Here is a 16,260-nt window from a genome sequence, read left to right on the forward strand (position 1 = left end):
CCGGGGCGGCGAACCGGGGACGCTACTCGGCGTCACCCCGGGGCGGCTGCACGACCTGGCCGACCGAGGTCTCCTCGGCGCGGCCCAGCCGGCTGTGGCCGCGGCCGTACAGGAAGTAGACGATGAAGCCGGCCGCCATCCAGAGCGCGAACCGGAGCCAGGTCTCGGCGGGCAGGTTCAGCATCAGCCACAGCGAGGCGCACACCGACAGGATCGGGATGAGCGGCACCCAGGGGGTGCGGAAGGCCCGGTGCAGGTCGGGGCGGGTGCGGCGGAGGATGATCACGCCGATGGCGACGACCACGAAGGCGAACAGGGTGCCGATGTTGACCAGTTCGGCCAGTTCGCTCAGCGGGGTGAAGCCGGCGAGGATCGCGATGAGCACACCGAGCAGGATGGTGGGCCGGTGCGGGGTCTTGAACTTCGGGTGGACCTGGGAGAAGAAGCGCGGCAGCAGTCCGTCGCGGCTCATCGCGAAGAACACCCGGGTCTGGCCGAGGAGCAGGATCATGCAGACCGTCGTCAGGCCGACCGCGGCGCCGAAGCTGATGAAGCCCGCGAACCAGGGATGCCCGGTGGCCTTGAAGGCGTCGGCGAGCGGAGCGGTGATGGACAGGTCGCTGTAGTGCTGCATGCCGGTCACCACGATGGACACCGCGACGTACAGGACGGTGCAGATGATGAGCGATCCGAGGATGCCCCGGGGCATGTCGCGCTGCGGGTTCTTGGTCTCCTCCGCGGCCGTGGCGACGACGTCGAAGCCGATGAAGGCGAAGAAGACGACGGAGGCCGCGGTGAAGATGCCCATCACGCCGAAGTTGGAGGGCGCCCAGCCGAACATCAGCTGGATCAGCGGCGCGTCCAGGCTGTCGCCCGCGTCCACCGGCTGGGCCTTGGGGACGAACGGGTCGTAGTTGGCGCCCTTGATGAAGAAGGCGCCCGCGATGATCACGGTCAGCACGACCGTCACCTTGATGGCCACGACCACCGAGGTGACCCGCGCGGAGAGCTTGGTGCCGAGCACCAGGATCGCGGTGAGCACCAGCACGAGCGCGGCGGCGAGGATGTCGAAGCCGAACCCGTCGGCCCCGTCCCGGGAGGCGAGCGCGGCGGGCAGCTGCCACCCCGCGTTGTCCATCAGCGAGGCGATGTAGCCGGACCAGCCGACCGCCACCACCGCCGTACCGAGCGCGAACTCCAGCACGAGGTCCCAGCCGATGATCCAGGCGGGCAGTTCGCCGAGGGAGGCGTAGGAGAAGGTGTACGCCGATCCCGCCACCGGCAGGGTGGAGGCGAACTCGGCGTAGCAGAGCGCGGCGAGCGCGCAGGCGACGCCGGCCGCGACGAAGGCCAGCGCGACGGCGGGTCCGGCGTTGTTCTTGGCGACGGTGCCGGTCAGGACGAAGATTCCGGTGCCGATGATGACACCGACGCCGAAGACCGTCAGATCGAGCGCGGACAGGGATTTCTTGAGTGCGTGCTCGGGTTCCTCGGTATCGAGGATGGACTGCTCGACCTTCTTCGTCCGGAAGAGGGTGCTGCTCATGGGCGTACCTCCGACGCTTGTCGTCCTCGACATGATCGAGAGGGGGCGTCGTCGGTATGCCCGGACACCAGCGAGGTCACACGGATGGGCCGGTTCCACCACCTCGTAGGGGGGCGGAACCGGCCCATTCGGCGGTACTCAGTCGCGGGCGGCTTCCACTTCGGCCGCGGCCCGGTCGAACCGGCCGTCCAGCTTGGAGACGAGTCCGGTGACCTGGCGGGCGATGTCGGGGGCGGTCAGGCCGATCTCCGCCAGCACCTCGGCGCGCGAGGCGTGGTCGAGGAAGCGCGGCGGGATGCCGAAGTCCCGCAGCGGGACGTCGACACCGGCGTCGCGCAGCGCCTGGGCGACGGCCGAGCCGACGCCGCCGACGCGGGAGTTGTCCTCGACGGTGACGACCACGCGGTGCCGCTCGGCGAGCGGGGCCATGGACTCGTCGACGGGCTTGACCCAGCGCGGGTCGACGACGGTGGTGGTGATGCCCTGCCGGTCGAGCAGACCGGCGATCTCCAGGCACATCGGGGCGAGGGCGCCCACCGAGACGAGCAGCACGTCGGGCCGGTCGGTGCCCGGCTCGCGCAGCACGTCCATGCCGCCGACGCGGCCCACGGCGGGTACGGCGGGGCCGACGGCGCCCTTGGAGAAGCGGACCACGGTCGGCGCGTCCTTGACCTCGACGGCCTCGCGGAGCTGGGCGCGGACCTGCTCGGCGTCGCGCGGGGCGGCGAGTCTGAGGCCGGGCACGACCTGGAGGATCGACATGTCCCACATGCCGTTGTGGGAGGCGCCGTCGGTGCCGGTGACGCCGGCCCGGTCCAGCACGAAGGTCACCCCGCACTTGTGCAGGGCCACGTCCATCAGGACCTGGTCGAAGGCGCGGTTGAGGAAGGTGGCGTACACCGCGAAGACCGGGTGCACCCCGCCGGTGGCCAGGCCCGCCGCGGAGACGGCGCCGTGCTGCTCGGCGATGCCGACGTCGTAGACCCGGTCGGGGAACGCCTTGGCGAACTTGTCGAGGCCGACCGGCTGGAGCATGGCGGCGGTGATGGCGACGATGTCCTCGCGCTCCTTGCCGAGCGCGACCATCTCCTCGCCGAAGACGGAGGTCCAGTCGGCGCCGGCGGTCGCGATCGGCAGGCCCGTGTCGGGGTGGATCTTGCCGACGGCGTGGAAGCGGTCCGCCTCGTCCTGGAGGGCGGGCTGGTAGCCGCGGCCCTTCTCGGTGAGGCAGTGCACGATGACGGGGCCGCCGAAGCGCTTGGCGCGGGCCAGGGCCGACTCCAGGGCCTCGATGTCGTGGCCGTCGATGGGGCCGACGTACTTCAGGCCGAGGTCCTCGAACATGCCCTGCGGGGCGATGAAGTCCTTCAGGCCCTTCTTGGCGCCGTGCAGGGTCTCGTAGAGCGGCTTGCCGACGACCGGGGTGCGCTCCAGGACCTCCCTGGTGCGGGCCAGGAAGCGCTCGTAGCCGTCGGTGGTGCGCAGGGTCGCCAGGTGGTTGGCGAGGCCGCCGATGGTCGGCGCGTAGGAGCGCTCGTTGTCGTTGACGACGATGACCAGCGGGCGGTCGCCGTCGGCGATGTTGTTCAGCGCTTCCCAGGCCATGCCGCCGGTGAGGGCGCCGTCACCGATCACGGCGACGACGCGGTCGTCGCGTTTACGGATCTGGTTGGCCTTGGCCAGGCCGTCGGCCCAGCCGAGGACCGTCGAGGCGTGGCTGTTCTCGATGACGTCGTGCTCGGACTCGGCCTGCGAGGGGTAGCCGGACAGGCCGCCCTTCATCTTCAGCCGGGAGAAGTCCTGGCGGCCGGTGAGCAGCTTGTGGACGTAGGACTGGTGGCCGGTGTCCCAGAGCACCTTGTCCTTGGGCGACTCGAAGACCCGGTGCAGGGCGATGGTCAGCTCGACCACACCGAGGTTGGGGCCGAGGTGGCCGCCGGTCTTGGAGACGGCGTCGACGAGGAAGGTCCGGATCTCCTCTGCCAGCTGGTCCAGCTGCTCCAGGCTGAGCCGGTCCAGATCGCGCGGTCCCCTGATGCGGGTCAGCAGCGGCACCCGTGCCTCCTTGCAGTAGAGCTGTTCGAGCTGTTGCCGGGCTTGTCGAGTCTAATGTTCCGCCCTTGCGGCCTGCGCCCGGGCGGTGCGTCGTGGGTCACGCGTCGGCTGTACCCATAATGCGGCGTTCCTACGACATGGCTGTTGCCCGGTACCCCTGGGGGCACCGGGCAACAGGACCGACCGAGGCGCTACGCGCGACCGGCGGTCTTCTGGGTCTTGCGGGTCACCGCGTCGATGACGACGGTCGCCAGCAGCACACCACCGGTGATCATGTACTGGACCGGGGAGGCGATGCCCTCCAGGGCCAGGCCGTACTGGATGGAGACGATCACGAGGACACCGAGCAGGGCGTTCCAGGTGCGGCCCCGGCCGCCGAAGAGCGAGGTGCCGCCGATGACGGCCGCCGCGATGGCGTTCATCAGCAGGTCACCGGCGCCGGCGCCCTGGTTCGCGGAGGCGATCTTGGAGGCGATGAACAGACCGCCGATGGCCGCGAAGGTGCCGGAGATCGCGAAGACCGAGATGCGGACCATCTCGACGTTGATACCGGCACGGCGGGACGCCTCGACGCTGCCGCCGAGCGCGAACACCTTGCGGCCGTAGGCGGTGCGGCGCAGGACGAAGTCCGTGAGCAGCAGGACCGCGATGAAGAGGACCACGGCGAGCGGCAGGCCCTTGTGCGAGTTGTAGACCATGGCCACGGCCAAGGAAACGATCCCCAGCAGCGCGGTGCGCAGGATGGTGTCGCTCAGGGGCCTCGACGGCACGCCCGCGGCCTCGCGGCGGCGGTTGTCGTAGAAGGAGCTGAGGAAGAACAGCACCGTCGCGGCGATGGCGAGACCGTAGGCGGCGGCCACGTCGGAGAAGTAGTAACCGGTCAGCTTGCCCACGAGGCCGTCGCTGTCCAGGTTGATGGTGCCGCTGTCGCCCAGGATCCTGAGCATGAAGCCGTTCCAGAACAGCAGACCGGCCAGGGTCACGGCGAAGGCGGGGACGCCGATCTTCGCGAAGAAGAAGCCGTGGATGGCGCCGGCGGCCGTACCGGTGAGGATGGCCAGCACGAAGGCGAGCCACTCGCTCATGCCGTTGGTGACGTTCAGCACCGCGAAGGAGGCGCCCGCGACACCGGAGACCGAGCCGACCGACAGGTCGATCTCGCCGAGCAGCAGGACGAACACGATGCCGACGGCGATCATGCCCGTGCCGACCATGGCGACGGAGATGTCGGAGAGGTTGCCCGCGGTGAGGAAGTTGGAGTTCAGGCTCTGGAAGATGATCCAGATGACCGCCAGGCCGATGACGACCGGGATGGAACCCAGGTCGCCGGCCTTCATCTTGCGCTTGAACTCGGAGACGTAGCCCGCGAGGCCCTGCTCACGCACCAGCAGACGGGGGTCGACGACGGTCACGGCCGCGGCCGCCGCCTCGGGGTTCTCCACCGCGTGGTCCTCGGGCGGTGTGGAGGTCTTGTCGATGCTCACTTCTTGATCTCCCCAGTGGAGCGCGCCGCACGACGGGTCACGGCGTTGTCCGTGGCGCCGGTGATGGCGGAGATGATCTCTTCTTGCGAGGTCGACTTGACCTCGAAGACGCCGTTGTTGCGCCCGAGGCGCAGGACGGCGACCTTGTCGGCCACCGCCTTCACATCCGCCATGTTGTGGCTGATGAGGATGACGGCGTGCCCGCGCTCGCGCAGCCGCTCCACCAGGTCGAGGACCTGGGCGGTCTGCTCGACGCCGAGGGCGGCGGTGGGCTCGTCGAGGATGACCAGCTTGGGCTCGCCCAGCATGGAGCGGGCGATGGCGACCGTCTGGCGCTGACCGCCGGAGAGCGAGGCGATCGGGATGCGGACGCTGGGGATGCGGATCGACAGCGTGTCCAGCAGCTCGCGGGAGCGGCGCTCCATCTCCACCTCGTCCAGGATGCCGCGCTTGCGGACTTCCCGGCCCAGGTAGAGGTTGCCGACGACATCGATGTTGTCGCACAGCGCGAGGTCCTGGTAGACCGTCGCGATGCCCAGGTTCTGGGCGTCGTGCGGCTTGTTGATCGTTACGGGCTTGCCGTCCCACTCGATGACGCCGTCATCGATGGGGTGCACGCCGGCGATCGTCTTGACCAGCGTGGACTTTCCGGCGCCGTTGTCGCCGACCAGGGCGACCACCTCACCGGCGTGGACCTCAAGCTCTACGTCGGTGAGCGCCTGAACGGCACCGAATCGCTTGGAGACCCCGCGCAACGCCAGCACGGGCGTAGCGGACACGTGAACCATCTCCTTCGCCGCCTGACCCGGCGGGAGGTTGTGCAAAGAATGAGGGGGAATTCCGTCCGGCGCCCCGCGCCGAGCTTGCGGGGCTGTCGAGTGCGCGGGGCGCCGGAGGAGCCTGGGGCATCAAGTCCCGTACCGGAACTCAAGGGGTTGAGTTCCCGTACGTGTGAAGGGACTCGGTGCTGTTTACTCGAGGCCGATCTTCTCGCAGGCCGCCTTGTACTTGGCGGTGCAGATCTCGGCGACGGTGTAGACGCCGTCCTTGACGACGGTGTCCTTGATGTTCTCCTTGGTCAGCGAGGTGACGTCGACCAGGACGGACGGGATGCCCTTGTTGGTGGGGCTGTCGACCTTGTCCTTGGCGATCGAGTCGAGCGACTTGCCCTGGGCGAGCGCGACGGCCATCTCGGCGGCGGCGTCGGCCTCAGGGGCGTACGGCTTGTAGACGCTCATGTACTGCTCACCGGAGACGATGCGCTGCACACCCGCGAGCTCGGCGTCCTGACCGGTCACCGGGACGTCGATGCCGGCGGCCTTGAGGGCGGTGATGATGCCGCCGGCCATGCCGTCATTGGCGGAGTAGACGCCGATGATCTTGTCCTTGCCGATCGCCGAGATCGCGCCCTCCATGTTGGCGTTGGCGTTCTCCGGCTTCCACTCCTTGGTGTCGTACTCCTTGCCGACGTTCACCTTGCCGTCGAGGACGGAGTGCGCGCCCTCCTTGAACTGGGCGGCGTTCGGGTCCGTGGAGGAACCGTTCATCATGACGATCTGGCCGTCCTTGGCCTTGTCGCCAAGGGCCTCCAGGAGGGCCTCGCCCTGGGTCTTGCCGACCGTCACGTTGTCGAAGGACGTGTAGGCGTCGATCGGGCCCTGCGCCAGGCGGTCGTAGGCGACGACCGGGATGTTCGCGTCCTTGGCCTTCTGCACCGAGCTCTTGATGGCCGCGGCGTCGACCGCGTCCAGGATGATCACGTCCACCTTGTTGGTGATCATCGACTCGACCTGCTGGGCCTGCTGGCTCGCGTCCTGCTTGGCGTTGGCGTAGACGACCTCGCCCTTGCCGTTCGTCAGCTCGCCGATCTTCTTCTCGATGAGCGGGCGGTCGAACTTCTCGTAGCGGGCGGTCTGGTTCTCCGGAAGGAGGAGACCGACCTTGATGTCGTCGCCCTTCGCGGCGGCCGACTTGGTGGAGTCACTGTCGCCCGCTTCATCGGCGCTGCCACAAGCGGCCAGCGAGACGGCCATTGCACCAGCGGCAACGGCGACGGCGGCACGACGCATACGCGTGTTCACTCTAGAAACCTCCCTGACGAGGCCGCGTCGTTGCGGCCGAGGTGGCTGGAAGTCAACTCGGCCACGCGTGCGACGTCAAGAAGTAAATCCTTAACGGGTTGGCAACGGTGCCATCCGTTCTCTAAGTGAAGGCGGGTGCCGCTGCGTGCAGGGTGCCGTCCAAAAGGGTCGAATCACCCATTTCACTGAGGGCCAGGGCGAGCGCCCCGAGCACCTCCGCGCGGCCCCCAAGGGCCCCTGGGAGAACGGAGAGTTGACGTGCCGCGCTGGGGATCGCGTACCGGCTCACGGACTCCCTGATGGGCCCGAGAACCAGCTCGCCGGCCTCGGCGAGATCACCGCCCAGGACCACCCGGCTCGGGTTCAGGAGATTGCAGAGATTGGCCACTCCACTGCCGATGTGTCGGCCGACGTCGGCGATCACCCGACGGCAGCCCGGATCTCCGTCCCTGGCCAGCCGTACGACGCCCTCCATGGTGAGATCCGTGCCGTGACTGGACTGGAGGAGCGGCAGCACATAGCGGGCGGCCGCGAAGGTCTCCAGGCAGCCGCGGTTTCCACAGCGGCAGACCGGGCCGGACTCGTCAAGTGTAATATGTCCGATTTCTCCTGCTGTGCCGCCCGGACCGCGGTAGATCTTGCCGCTGATCACCAGGCCCGCGCCGACACCGCTCGCGACCTTGATGTACGCCAGGTCCCGGACCCCCCGGCCGCTGCCCCAGACCAGTTCGCCGAGGGCGCCGAGGTTGGCGTCGTTGTCCACGTGCACCGGCACGCCGAGCCGGCCGCGCAGCTCCTCGGCGGGCTTGGTGCCGGTCCAGCCCGGCAGGATGGCGGTCGACCCGAGGGTCCCCGACTCCACGTCGATCGGTCCGGGCACGCCGAGGCCCACCCCCGCGATCTTCGACCGGTCCACCCCGGTCGCCGCGATCAGGCGGTTGACCAGCTCTTCGGCCCGGTCGAAGCCCTGGGTCGAGGAGGCGTCCACGTCCAGCGGCTCGGACTCCTCGGCCAGCACCTGGTGGGCGAGGTTGCCGACCGCGACGCGCAGATGGGTGTGCCCGAAGTCGACCCCGATCACGATGCCGGCGTCCCCGCTCAGGGAGACGCTGCGGGCCCGGCGGCCGCCCGCCGATGTGGGCGTGACCTCGACGGTCCCGCCGTCCTTCAGCTCCCGGACGATATTGGATACCGTCGCCGCCGACAGACCCGTCGTCCTGGCGATCTCCGCCTGGGTGAGCGAACCCGCCAGCCGCACGGCCCGGACGACCCGCTCCAGGTTGGCTCGGTGCAGCGACGACTGCGACCCCGGAGTCTCCACGACGACCTCCTGCGCGCGGGACCGCTTCAGTGAGGCCCCGTCTATGTCCAACTAGTGAACTCTAAGCTGAGCCGTTCGGGTTGCCTCCCGTCAAGAGGTTGAACAACATCCGGGGTCCAGGACACACCGACACACGCCGCTCCCTGGGGCGGGAACGGCGTGCGCACGAGTGAGTGCCGAGGGTTACTTCAAGGTCGCGGAGGTCAGCCCCGCCTGCACCTGACGCTGGAAGGACAGGTACACGACCAGCATGGGGATCATCGCGATGGTCACGCCCGCGAAGAGCACCGGGAGGTCGGAGGCGTACCCCTGCTGCTGCTGGAGCTGGATGAGCCCCTGGGTGAGCACATAGCGCTCGGGATCGTCACCGCTCTGCGGCTGCATCAGCACCGTCGGCAGGATGAACTGGTTCCACTGGCCGAGGGTGTTGAAGATGCCGACGCTGAGCAGTCCCGGCTTCGCCATCGGCATCATGACCTGGAAGAAGGCCCGGGTGTGCGAGGCGCCGTCCAGGATCGCCGCCTCGAACACCGCGCCGGGCAGGGTCCGGAAGAAGGCGTGCATGAAGAAGACCGTGAACGGCATCGAGTAGGCGACGTACACCAGGATCAGGCCCTGGTAGGTGTTGAGCATGTCCAGCCGTTTGACCATGAAGAACAGCGGGACCAGCGCCAGGAACACCGGGAACATGGCGCCCGCGACGAAGAAGTAGTAGAGGAACCGGTTGCCCCAGAACTGGTAACGGGCCAGCACGTACGCGGCCATGGAGCCGAGCAGCATGGTCAGCGGCACCGAGAAGACCAGCACGATGACCGTGTTGATGAAGTAGTCCCCGATGCCCTTGTCCCAGGCCCGGGAGAAGACGTCCAGGGACCAGTTCTCGGGCCAGCCGAAGGCCGAGGAGCCGATCTGTACGTCGGACTTGAAGGAACTGAGCACCAGCCACAGCAGCGGCAGCACGATCAGCAGCGCCCACAGGGCGAGGAAGCCGTGCGAGAAGACGTTCAGTACGACGCCTTCGCCGCGTTCGTCGCCGGGGCGTACCGGGGTCTTGTCCACGGGCCGCCCGGCGGGGGGCGCGGATTCCTTGATGGGTGCGCTCATGGGTCGTCGTCTCTCCCGCTCAGAACTCGATGCGCTCGCGGCGGGTGGCGCGCAGCGTGACCACGGACACGATCAGGGTGAGCAGCAGCATGATCACGCCCATGGCACAGGCGTAGCCGCTCTTGCCGTACAGCAGGAAGTTCCGCATCATCACCGTCGCCATGACCTCGCTGTGGTGATCGGGGCCGCCGCCGTAGTCACCGGAGGTCATGGTGGTGACCAGGATGAACATGTCCATCGCGGCGATGCCGAGGTAGACCCAGGCGGTCTGCACGGAGTCCCACAGCAGCGGCAGGGTGATGCGGAAGAAGGTGTGGGCCCGGCCCGCGCCGTCGATCAGGGCGGCCTCGTAGATGTCCCGGGGGATGGACTGCATGGCGGCCGAGAACAGCACCAGGTAGAAGCCGACGCCGTGCCAGACGACGACCGCCATCAGCGCCCACAGCACCATGTTCGGCTCGTTGAGCCACTCCACGGGGGTGTTCTCGTCGACCAGGCCGAGCTTGATCAGGGCGCCGTTGAGCATGCCGCCGCCGTCGCTGCGGTACACCGCGCCGAACAGCACGGCGAGGATCGCCAGCGACAGGACCTGCGGGAAGAAGTACACGACCTTGTAGAACCAGGAGCCGGTCACTCCCGAGACACCGCCGGACCGCCCGCGCCCGCCCGCGTTCAGCATGAACGCGAAGAACAGGGCCAGCAGGATCGTGATCGCCGGGATGAAGATCAGGAACAGGATGTTGTGCCAGATCGCCCCCGTGAAGATGTCGTCCTTGAACAACGCGGTGTAGTTGTCCAGGCCGACGAAGTTGAACGTCTGCGACTGCCCCTTCCAGTCGGTCAGCGAATAACCGAACGTCTGGATGTACGGCCAGATCACGAAGATCAGATAGAGCGCCACGGGGAAGAACAAAAACCCCGCGACGAACCGGTGCTGCCCTTTACGCATACGCGTTTTCCTGCCCCTGAAGTCCCGTTCCGGGCCGGTGACGTCCGGCCCGGAACGTGGTCGGTCGAGCGGGATCAGTCCCGACGGTTGTTCTTGGAAGCCGGGTCCTTGGCCTGCTTGTCGACCGCGGCCTGCGCCCGCTTCAGCCACTCCTTGGGCTGAATCCGCTTCGCCATCAGCTCGTTGGAGGCGTTCTCGATCTCCGTGTTCATCTCGCTGTACCACTCCGTGTACAGGAACCGGAAGGTGTTGTCGCCGGCGGACTTGGAGGCCTCCACCGTCGACTGGGTGCCGGGTCGCAGCTGGACGCTGGAGTCGACGCCGTCCTTGAGGATCGTCAGCGAGTTCGCCTCCTTGGCGAACAGCGTCGACCACTCCTTGGAGAGCATCATCCGCATGAACTCCTTGGCCGCGGGCAGGTTCTTCGCCTTGGCCGGGATGATGAACGGCTCGCCGGAGCCGGCCCGGATCGCCTCGAACGGCAGCTTGCTGTCCGGCAGCAGCGGCATCGGCAGGAACTTCATGTCGAAGTCCTCGGGGGTCTGCTTCAGCTGCTCGTTCTCCAGCCAGGAACCGCTGGTGATGAAGACCGCCTTGTACTGGTTCCACCGGGTCTGCGACTCGGTGTGGGTCAGACCGTTCGTACCGGGCATCAAGTAGCCCTTTTCGACCAGCTCGTAGACCGCCTCGATGGCGGCCGTCGCGGCGTCCGAGCCGACGAAGGCGTTGGGCTCCAGGTTGTCGATCGCCTTCATGGCGTCCAGACCGCCGGTCTTGGCGATCAGGTCCATGATGGCGACGTTGATGTAGTACGGGTACTTGCCCTGGTGGGCGAGGCCCCCGATGCCCTGGGACTTGGCGTCCTTGCAGATGGCGAGGAAGTCGTCCCAGGTCTTGGGCACCTCCCAGCCCTTCTCCTGGAAGAGCTTGCCGGAGTACCACAGGCCCCACACCGTGTAGATGTAGTTGAGCGCGACGACCTTGCCGCTCTGCATGCCCGCGTCCAGCGTGCCCGGGATCAGGGTGTCGCGGACCTTCTTGCTCGGGTCGTCGACCGACGGGGCGTCCAGGACCGCGGCGAGGTCGAGGAGCTGGCCGTTCTTGTGCAGGACGTCGATCGGGATCTGCTGGGCGCCCGAGTCGTCCACGATGTCCGGCGGGTTGCCCGCGTTGAACCGCGGCTGGAGCTTGCCGGTGATCTCCTGGGTGCCGGTGTGGGTGGAGGTGACCCCCCACTTCTTCTCGAAGGACGCCTCCCACGCCTTGGCGTAGTCGTCGCCGTAGCCGCCCTTGAAGACGACGACGTCGAGCTTGCTGCCCTTCTTCACGCCGAAGGGGTTCGACTCGGAGGTCTTGCCCTCGGTGTCGGTGCCGGACTCGTCATCGCCGCCGCCGCTCGCGCAGGCGGACAGGAAACTCATCGTGGGGACGGTGATCAGACCGAGTGCGGCGGACCGCTTGATCAGATCGCGGCGGTTTGTGCCCCCGGTGGTGCTGTTCGGGTCGGAAGTGGATCCCATGCTCAAGTCCTCGCCTTCTCCAGGACTCAGGCGGTGTACCGGATCCTCCGGGCACCGCGGTCAGGTCAAGCAGGGTCGTGCCGGAAGTACCGGGAATTGCCGACAGGTATAGTCCACTTCCCGCCAGCGGAGCAAGATCGAATGCAAGGTTGGCTGTCGGTCTTTTCCGAGTTGAGACCTCTCGGAAATATGAGCGGGCTGTGCCCCGCCCGACGGAAAAATCCCCGCCATCCCCCTCGAATGCCACAGTCAACACCCTTGACACCACAGACGACTTGAGCCACTACTAATCCTTGCGCACCCATGTTGACAACGTTGTCCAGAGCGCAGGGAGAGTGCTTGCCGATGAGGCACAGACGTGGCACGGCGGTCGTGTGGACGACCGCCTTCGCTTTGGCGGTGGGCTCGCAGGGCGTGGCGGTCGCCCTGCCCGAGGCCCCCAGCGCCGACCGGGAGTTCAGCTCCTCGTTCGAGAGCGGCGACCCCGCTCCGGACTGGCTCAACACGGTCGATGAGACACCGGACGGATCGAAGCGGGCCGCAGGCGTGGACGGCGGGTACAGCTCCGGCATTCCGGGCAATGTGACCGACCATGTCACGGACGTGCGGGCCAGTGGCGAGAACACCGGCGGCGGGGAGGTCAAGGAGAACCTCGCCGACGGCGAGCCCAGCACCAAGTGGCTGGTCTTCCAGCCCACCGGATGGGCCGAGTTCGACCTGGACAAGCCGGTCAGAGTGGCGAAATACGCGCTCACTTCGGCCAATGACTTCGCCGAGCGCGACCCGCGGGACTGGACCCTCAAGGGCTCCACCGACGGCACGACCTGGGCGACCCTCGACACCCGCTCCGGGGAGAGCTTCGCCGAGCGGTTCCAGACCAGGACGTACGACATCGCCGAGCCGGCCGAGTACCGGCACTTCCGGCTGGAGGTCACCCGGAACAACGGCGCCTCCGGCATACTCCAGCTCGCCGACGTCCAGTTCTCCACGGGCGGCGGCGACGGGCCGGTGCCCCAGGACATGCTCTCGCTGGTCGACCGGGGCCCCAGCGGCTCACCCACGGCCAAGGCGGGCGCGGGCTTCACCGGCAAGCGGGCGCTGCGCTACGCGGGGCGGCACACGGCGGACGGGCGGGCGTACTCGTACAACAAGATCTTCGACGTGGACGTGAAGGTCGGCCGGGACACCCGGCTGTCGTACCGGATCTTCCCCTCGATGGCCGACGGCGATCTCGACTACGACGCCACCAACGTCTCCGTCGACCTCGCCTTCACCGACGGCACCTACCTCAGCGACCTGAACGCCACCGACCAGCACGGGTTCGCGCTCACCCCGCTGGGGCAGGGTGCCGCCAAGATCCTCTACGTCAACCAGTGGAACAACGTCGCCTCGCGGATCGGGTCCGTCGCGGCCGGCAAGACGGTGGACCGGATCCTGGTCGCCTACGACTCCCCCAAGGGCCCCGCGAAGTTCCGCGGCTGGCTGGACGACGTGGCGCTGGGGAGGGTGCCGCGGGAGCGGCCCAAGGCGCATCTGTCGGACTACGCGGTGACGACCCGGGGCACGAACTCCAGCGGCGGGTTCTCGCGCGGCAACAACTTCCCGGCGACGGCAGTGCCGCACGGCTTCAACTTCTGGACGCCGGTGACCAACGCGGGCTCGCTGAGCTGGCTGTACGACTACGCGCGCGGGAACAACGCGGACAATCTGCCCACCATCCAGGCGTTCAGCGCCAGCCATGAGCCGAGCCCCTGGATGGGCGACCGGCAGACCTTCCAGGTGATGCCGTCCGCCGCGTCCGGCACCCCGGAGACAGGGCGGGAGGCCCGGGAGCTGGCCTTCCGGCACGAGAACGAGACGGCGCGGCCGTACTACTACGGCGTGCGGTTCGAGAACGGCCTGAAGGCGGAGATGGCGCCGACCGACCACGCGGCCGTGCTGCGCTTCACCTACCCCGGCGACGACACGAGCGTCCTGTTCGACAACGTCACCGACCAGGCGGGCCTGACCCTCGACAAGGACAGCGGGACCTTCACCGGGTACTCCGACGTGAAGTCGGGCCTGTCGACCGGCGCGACGCGGCTGTTCGTGTACGGCGAGTTCGACCGGCCGGTGACCGAGGGCGACTCCAGCGGCGTCAAGGGCTATCTGCGGTTCGACGCGGGCGCGGACCGGACCGTCACCCTGCGCCTGGCCACCTCCCTGATCAGCGTCGACCAGGCCAAGGCCAATCTGCGCCAGGAGGTCCCGGACGGCACCTCCTTCGACGCCGTCAAGCACCGCGCCCAGCGCCAGTGGGACCGCATCCTCGGCAAGGTGGAGGTCGAGGGCGCGACCCCGGACCAGCTGACCACGCTGTACTCCAGCCTGTACCGGCTGTACCTGTACCCCAACTCCGGTTTCGAGAAAGTCGGTTCGAAGTACCAGTACGCCTCGCCCTTCTCACCGATGCCGAATCCGGACACCCCGACGCACACCGGCGCGAAGATCGTGGACGGCAAGGTGTACGTCAACAACGGCTTCTGGGACACCTACCGCACCACCTGGCCCGCGTACTCGCTGCTGACGCCCTCTCAGGCGGGCGAGATGGTCGACGGGTTCGTCCAGCAGTACAAGGACGGCGGCTGGACATCGCGCTGGTCCTCGCCGGGATACGCGGACCTGATGACCGGCACCTCCTCCGACGTGGCGTTCGCGGACGCCTACGTCAAGGGCGTCGGCTTCGACGCGAAGGCGGCGTACGACGCGGCCGTGAAGAACGCCACCGTCGTCCCGCCGTCCTCGGGCGTGGGCCGCAAGGGCATGGCGACCTCGCCGTTCCTCGGCTACACCAGCACCGACACCCACGAGGGCCTGTCCTGGGCACTGGAGGGCTACCTCAACGACTACGGCATCGCGCGGATGGGCCAGGAACTGTTCAAGAAGACCGGCGAGAAGCGCTACCGGGAGGAGTCGGAGTACTTCCTCGACCGGGCCCAGGACTATGTGAACCTGTTCGATGCCAAGGCCGGGTTCTTCCAGGGCCGGGACGCGAAGGGCGACTGGCGCGTCGAGTCCTCGAAGTACGACCCGCGCGTCTGGGGTCACGACTACACCGAGACCAACGGCTGGGGGTACGCCTTCACCGCCCCCCAGGACTCACGCGGTCTCGCCAACCTCTACGGCGGCCGGAACAAGCTCGCCGACAAGCTCGACGAGTACTTCTCCACCCCGGAGACCGCCTCCCCCGACTTCGTCGGCTCCTACGGCGGTGTCATCCACGAGATGACGGAGGCGCGGGACGTACGGATGGGCATGTACGGGCATTCCAACCAGGTCGCCCACCACGCCATCTACATGTACGACGCGGCCGGGCAGCCGTGGAAGGCGCAGCGCAACGTCCGCGAGGTGCTGTCCCGCCTCTACACCGGCAGCGAGATCGGCCAGGGCTACCACGGTGACGAGGACAACGGCGAGCAGTCGGCGTGGTTCCTCTTCTCCGCGCTCGGCTTCTACCCGCTGGTGATGGGCAGCGGCGAATACGCCGTCGGCTCCCCGCTGTTCACCAAGGCGACCGTGCATCTGGAGAACGGTGCGGATCTCGTCGTCAAGGCGCCGCGGAACAGCGCCCGCAATGTCTATGTGCAGGGGCTGAAGGTCAACGGCAAGGCGTGGAACTCGACTTCGCTGCCGCACGAGTTGCTCGCCAAGGGCGGGGTGCTGGAGTTCGACATGGGCCCGCGGCCGTCCTCCTGGGGTACGGGCGAGCACGCGGCGCCCGTGTCGATCACCCGGGACGACAAGGTGCCGACGCCTCGGGCGGACGTGCTGAAGGGTGACGGCGCCCTGTTCGACAACACCTCGGCCACGCAGGCGACGGTGACCTCCGTGGACCTGCCGACGCCTCGGGCGGCCGAGGCCGTCCAGTACACGCTGACCTCCTCGGACCGGACCAAGGCGCCGACCGGCTGGACCCTCCAGGGCTCCTCGGAAGGGACCGAGTGGACGACCCTGGACCGGCGTACCGGTGAGTCCTTCACCTGGGACCGGCAGACCCGGGCGTTCTCGGTGGGGTCACCGGGCACGTACGAGAAGTACCGCCTGGTGCTGGACGCGGAGGCGGCTGTGGCGGAGGTGGAACTCCTGGCCAGGTAGCGGTAGTTGGGGTGTGAGTCCGGGGGCGGTGTCGCGTGCGGCGCCGCCCCCGGGCCGTGATAGCTG

10 protein-coding genes are annotated in these 16,260 nt (G+C 68.0%); 1 reads left to right on the forward strand and 9 read right to left on the reverse strand.

The annotated features are described in order from the left end of the window. Positions 1-22: 22 nt before the first annotated feature. From ACFYW5_RS28355 to ngcE, 9 genes are all read right to left on the reverse strand, one after another. Positions 23-1,546 carry an amino acid permease gene (locus ACFYW5_RS28355; protein WP_389419930.1) on the reverse strand — a complete coding sequence of 508 codons (1,524 nt, stop codon included), beginning with the start codon at positions 1,544-1,546 and terminating at the stop codon, positions 23-25. 138 nt (positions 1,547-1,684) lie between these two features. Further along, positions 1,685-3,601, reverse strand: a complete 1,917-nt coding sequence (gene dxs / locus ACFYW5_RS28360) for a 1-deoxy-D-xylulose-5-phosphate synthase (RefSeq protein ID WP_389419931.1) — start codon at positions 3,599-3,601, stop codon at positions 1,685-1,687. Positions 3,602-3,792: 191 nt separating this feature from the next. Further along, positions 3,793-5,085 carry a sugar ABC transporter permease gene (locus tag ACFYW5_RS28365; RefSeq protein ID WP_389419932.1) on the reverse strand — a complete coding sequence of 431 codons (1,293 nt, stop codon included), beginning with the start codon at positions 5,083-5,085 and terminating at the stop codon, positions 3,793-3,795. Further along, entirely contained in the window at positions 5,082-5,873 is a 792-nt protein-coding gene (locus ACFYW5_RS28370) for an ATP-binding cassette domain-containing protein (protein WP_383314236.1), read from the reverse strand. Before ACFYW5_RS28370 ends, ACFYW5_RS28365 begins: the two co-directional genes overlap by 4 nt. Positions 5,874-6,056: 183 nt before the next feature. Further along, the gene (locus tag ACFYW5_RS28375) at positions 6,057-7,154 is read right to left on the reverse strand and encodes a substrate-binding domain-containing protein (RefSeq protein ID WP_389420082.1); all 1,098 of its coding nucleotides are present in this window, start codon (positions 7,152-7,154) and stop codon (positions 6,057-6,059) included. Between the two features lie 133 nt (positions 7,155-7,287). Next, on the reverse strand, positions 7,288-8,487 hold the full coding sequence (locus ACFYW5_RS28380; protein ID WP_389420083.1) for an ROK family protein: 1,200 nt from the start codon (positions 8,485-8,487) through the stop codon (positions 7,288-7,290). 183 nt (positions 8,488-8,670) lie between these two features. Then, positions 8,671-9,591, reverse strand: a complete 921-nt coding sequence (locus ACFYW5_RS28385) for a carbohydrate ABC transporter permease (protein WP_389419933.1) — start codon at positions 9,589-9,591, stop codon at positions 8,671-8,673. A 19-nt stretch (positions 9,592-9,610) separates the two neighbouring features. After that, positions 9,611-10,540, reverse strand: a complete 930-nt coding sequence (locus ACFYW5_RS28390; RefSeq protein ID WP_389419934.1) for a carbohydrate ABC transporter permease — start codon at positions 10,538-10,540, stop codon at positions 9,611-9,613. Positions 10,541-10,614: 74 nt separating this feature from the next. Further along, the gene (ngcE, locus tag ACFYW5_RS28395) at positions 10,615-12,060 is read right to left on the reverse strand and encodes an N-acetylglucosamine/diacetylchitobiose ABC transporter substrate-binding protein (protein WP_389419935.1); all 1,446 of its coding nucleotides are present in this window, start codon (positions 12,058-12,060) and stop codon (positions 10,615-10,617) included. Positions 12,061-12,405: 345 nt separating this feature from the next. Between ngcE and ACFYW5_RS28400 the strand changes: the two genes are divergently transcribed. Next, complete coding sequence (locus tag ACFYW5_RS28400) at positions 12,406-16,194, forward strand: GH92 family glycosyl hydrolase (RefSeq protein ID WP_389419936.1); 3,789 nt, start codon at positions 12,406-12,408, stop codon at positions 16,192-16,194. The last annotated feature ends 66 nt before the right edge of the window (positions 16,195-16,260 follow it).

This window comes from Streptomyces sp. NPDC002779, from assembly GCF_042888685.1.
GTDB lineage: Bacteria > Actinomycetota > Actinomycetes > Streptomycetales > Streptomycetaceae > Streptomyces.

Excerpts from the sequence above, each read along its gene's own strand:
- ACFYW5_RS28375 (WP_389420082.1), bottom strand. The coding sequence starts at position 7,154 with ATGCGTCGTGCCGCCGTCGCCGTTGCCGCTGGTGCAATGGCCGTCTCG.
- ACFYW5_RS28385 (WP_389419933.1), bottom strand. The coding sequence starts at position 9,591 with ATGAGCGCACCCATCAAGGAATCCGCGCCCCCCGCCGGGCGGCCCGTG.
- ACFYW5_RS28390 (WP_389419934.1), bottom strand. The coding sequence starts at position 10,540 with ATGCGTAAAGGGCAGCACCGGTTCGTCGCGGGGTTTTTGTTCTTCCCC.
- ngcE (WP_389419935.1), bottom strand. The coding sequence starts at position 12,060 with ATGGGATCCACTTCCGACCCGAACAGCACCACCGGGGGCACAAACCGC.
- ACFYW5_RS28370 (WP_383314236.1), bottom strand. The coding sequence starts at position 5,873 with ATGGTTCACGTGTCCGCTACGCCCGTGCTGGCGTTGCGCGGGGTCTCC.
- ACFYW5_RS28355 (WP_389419930.1), bottom strand. The coding sequence starts at position 1,546 with ATGAGCAGCACCCTCTTCCGGACGAAGAAGGTCGAGCAGTCCATCCTC.
- ACFYW5_RS28400 (WP_389419936.1), top strand. The coding sequence starts at position 12,406 with ATGAGGCACAGACGTGGCACGGCGGTCGTGTGGACGACCGCCTTCGCT.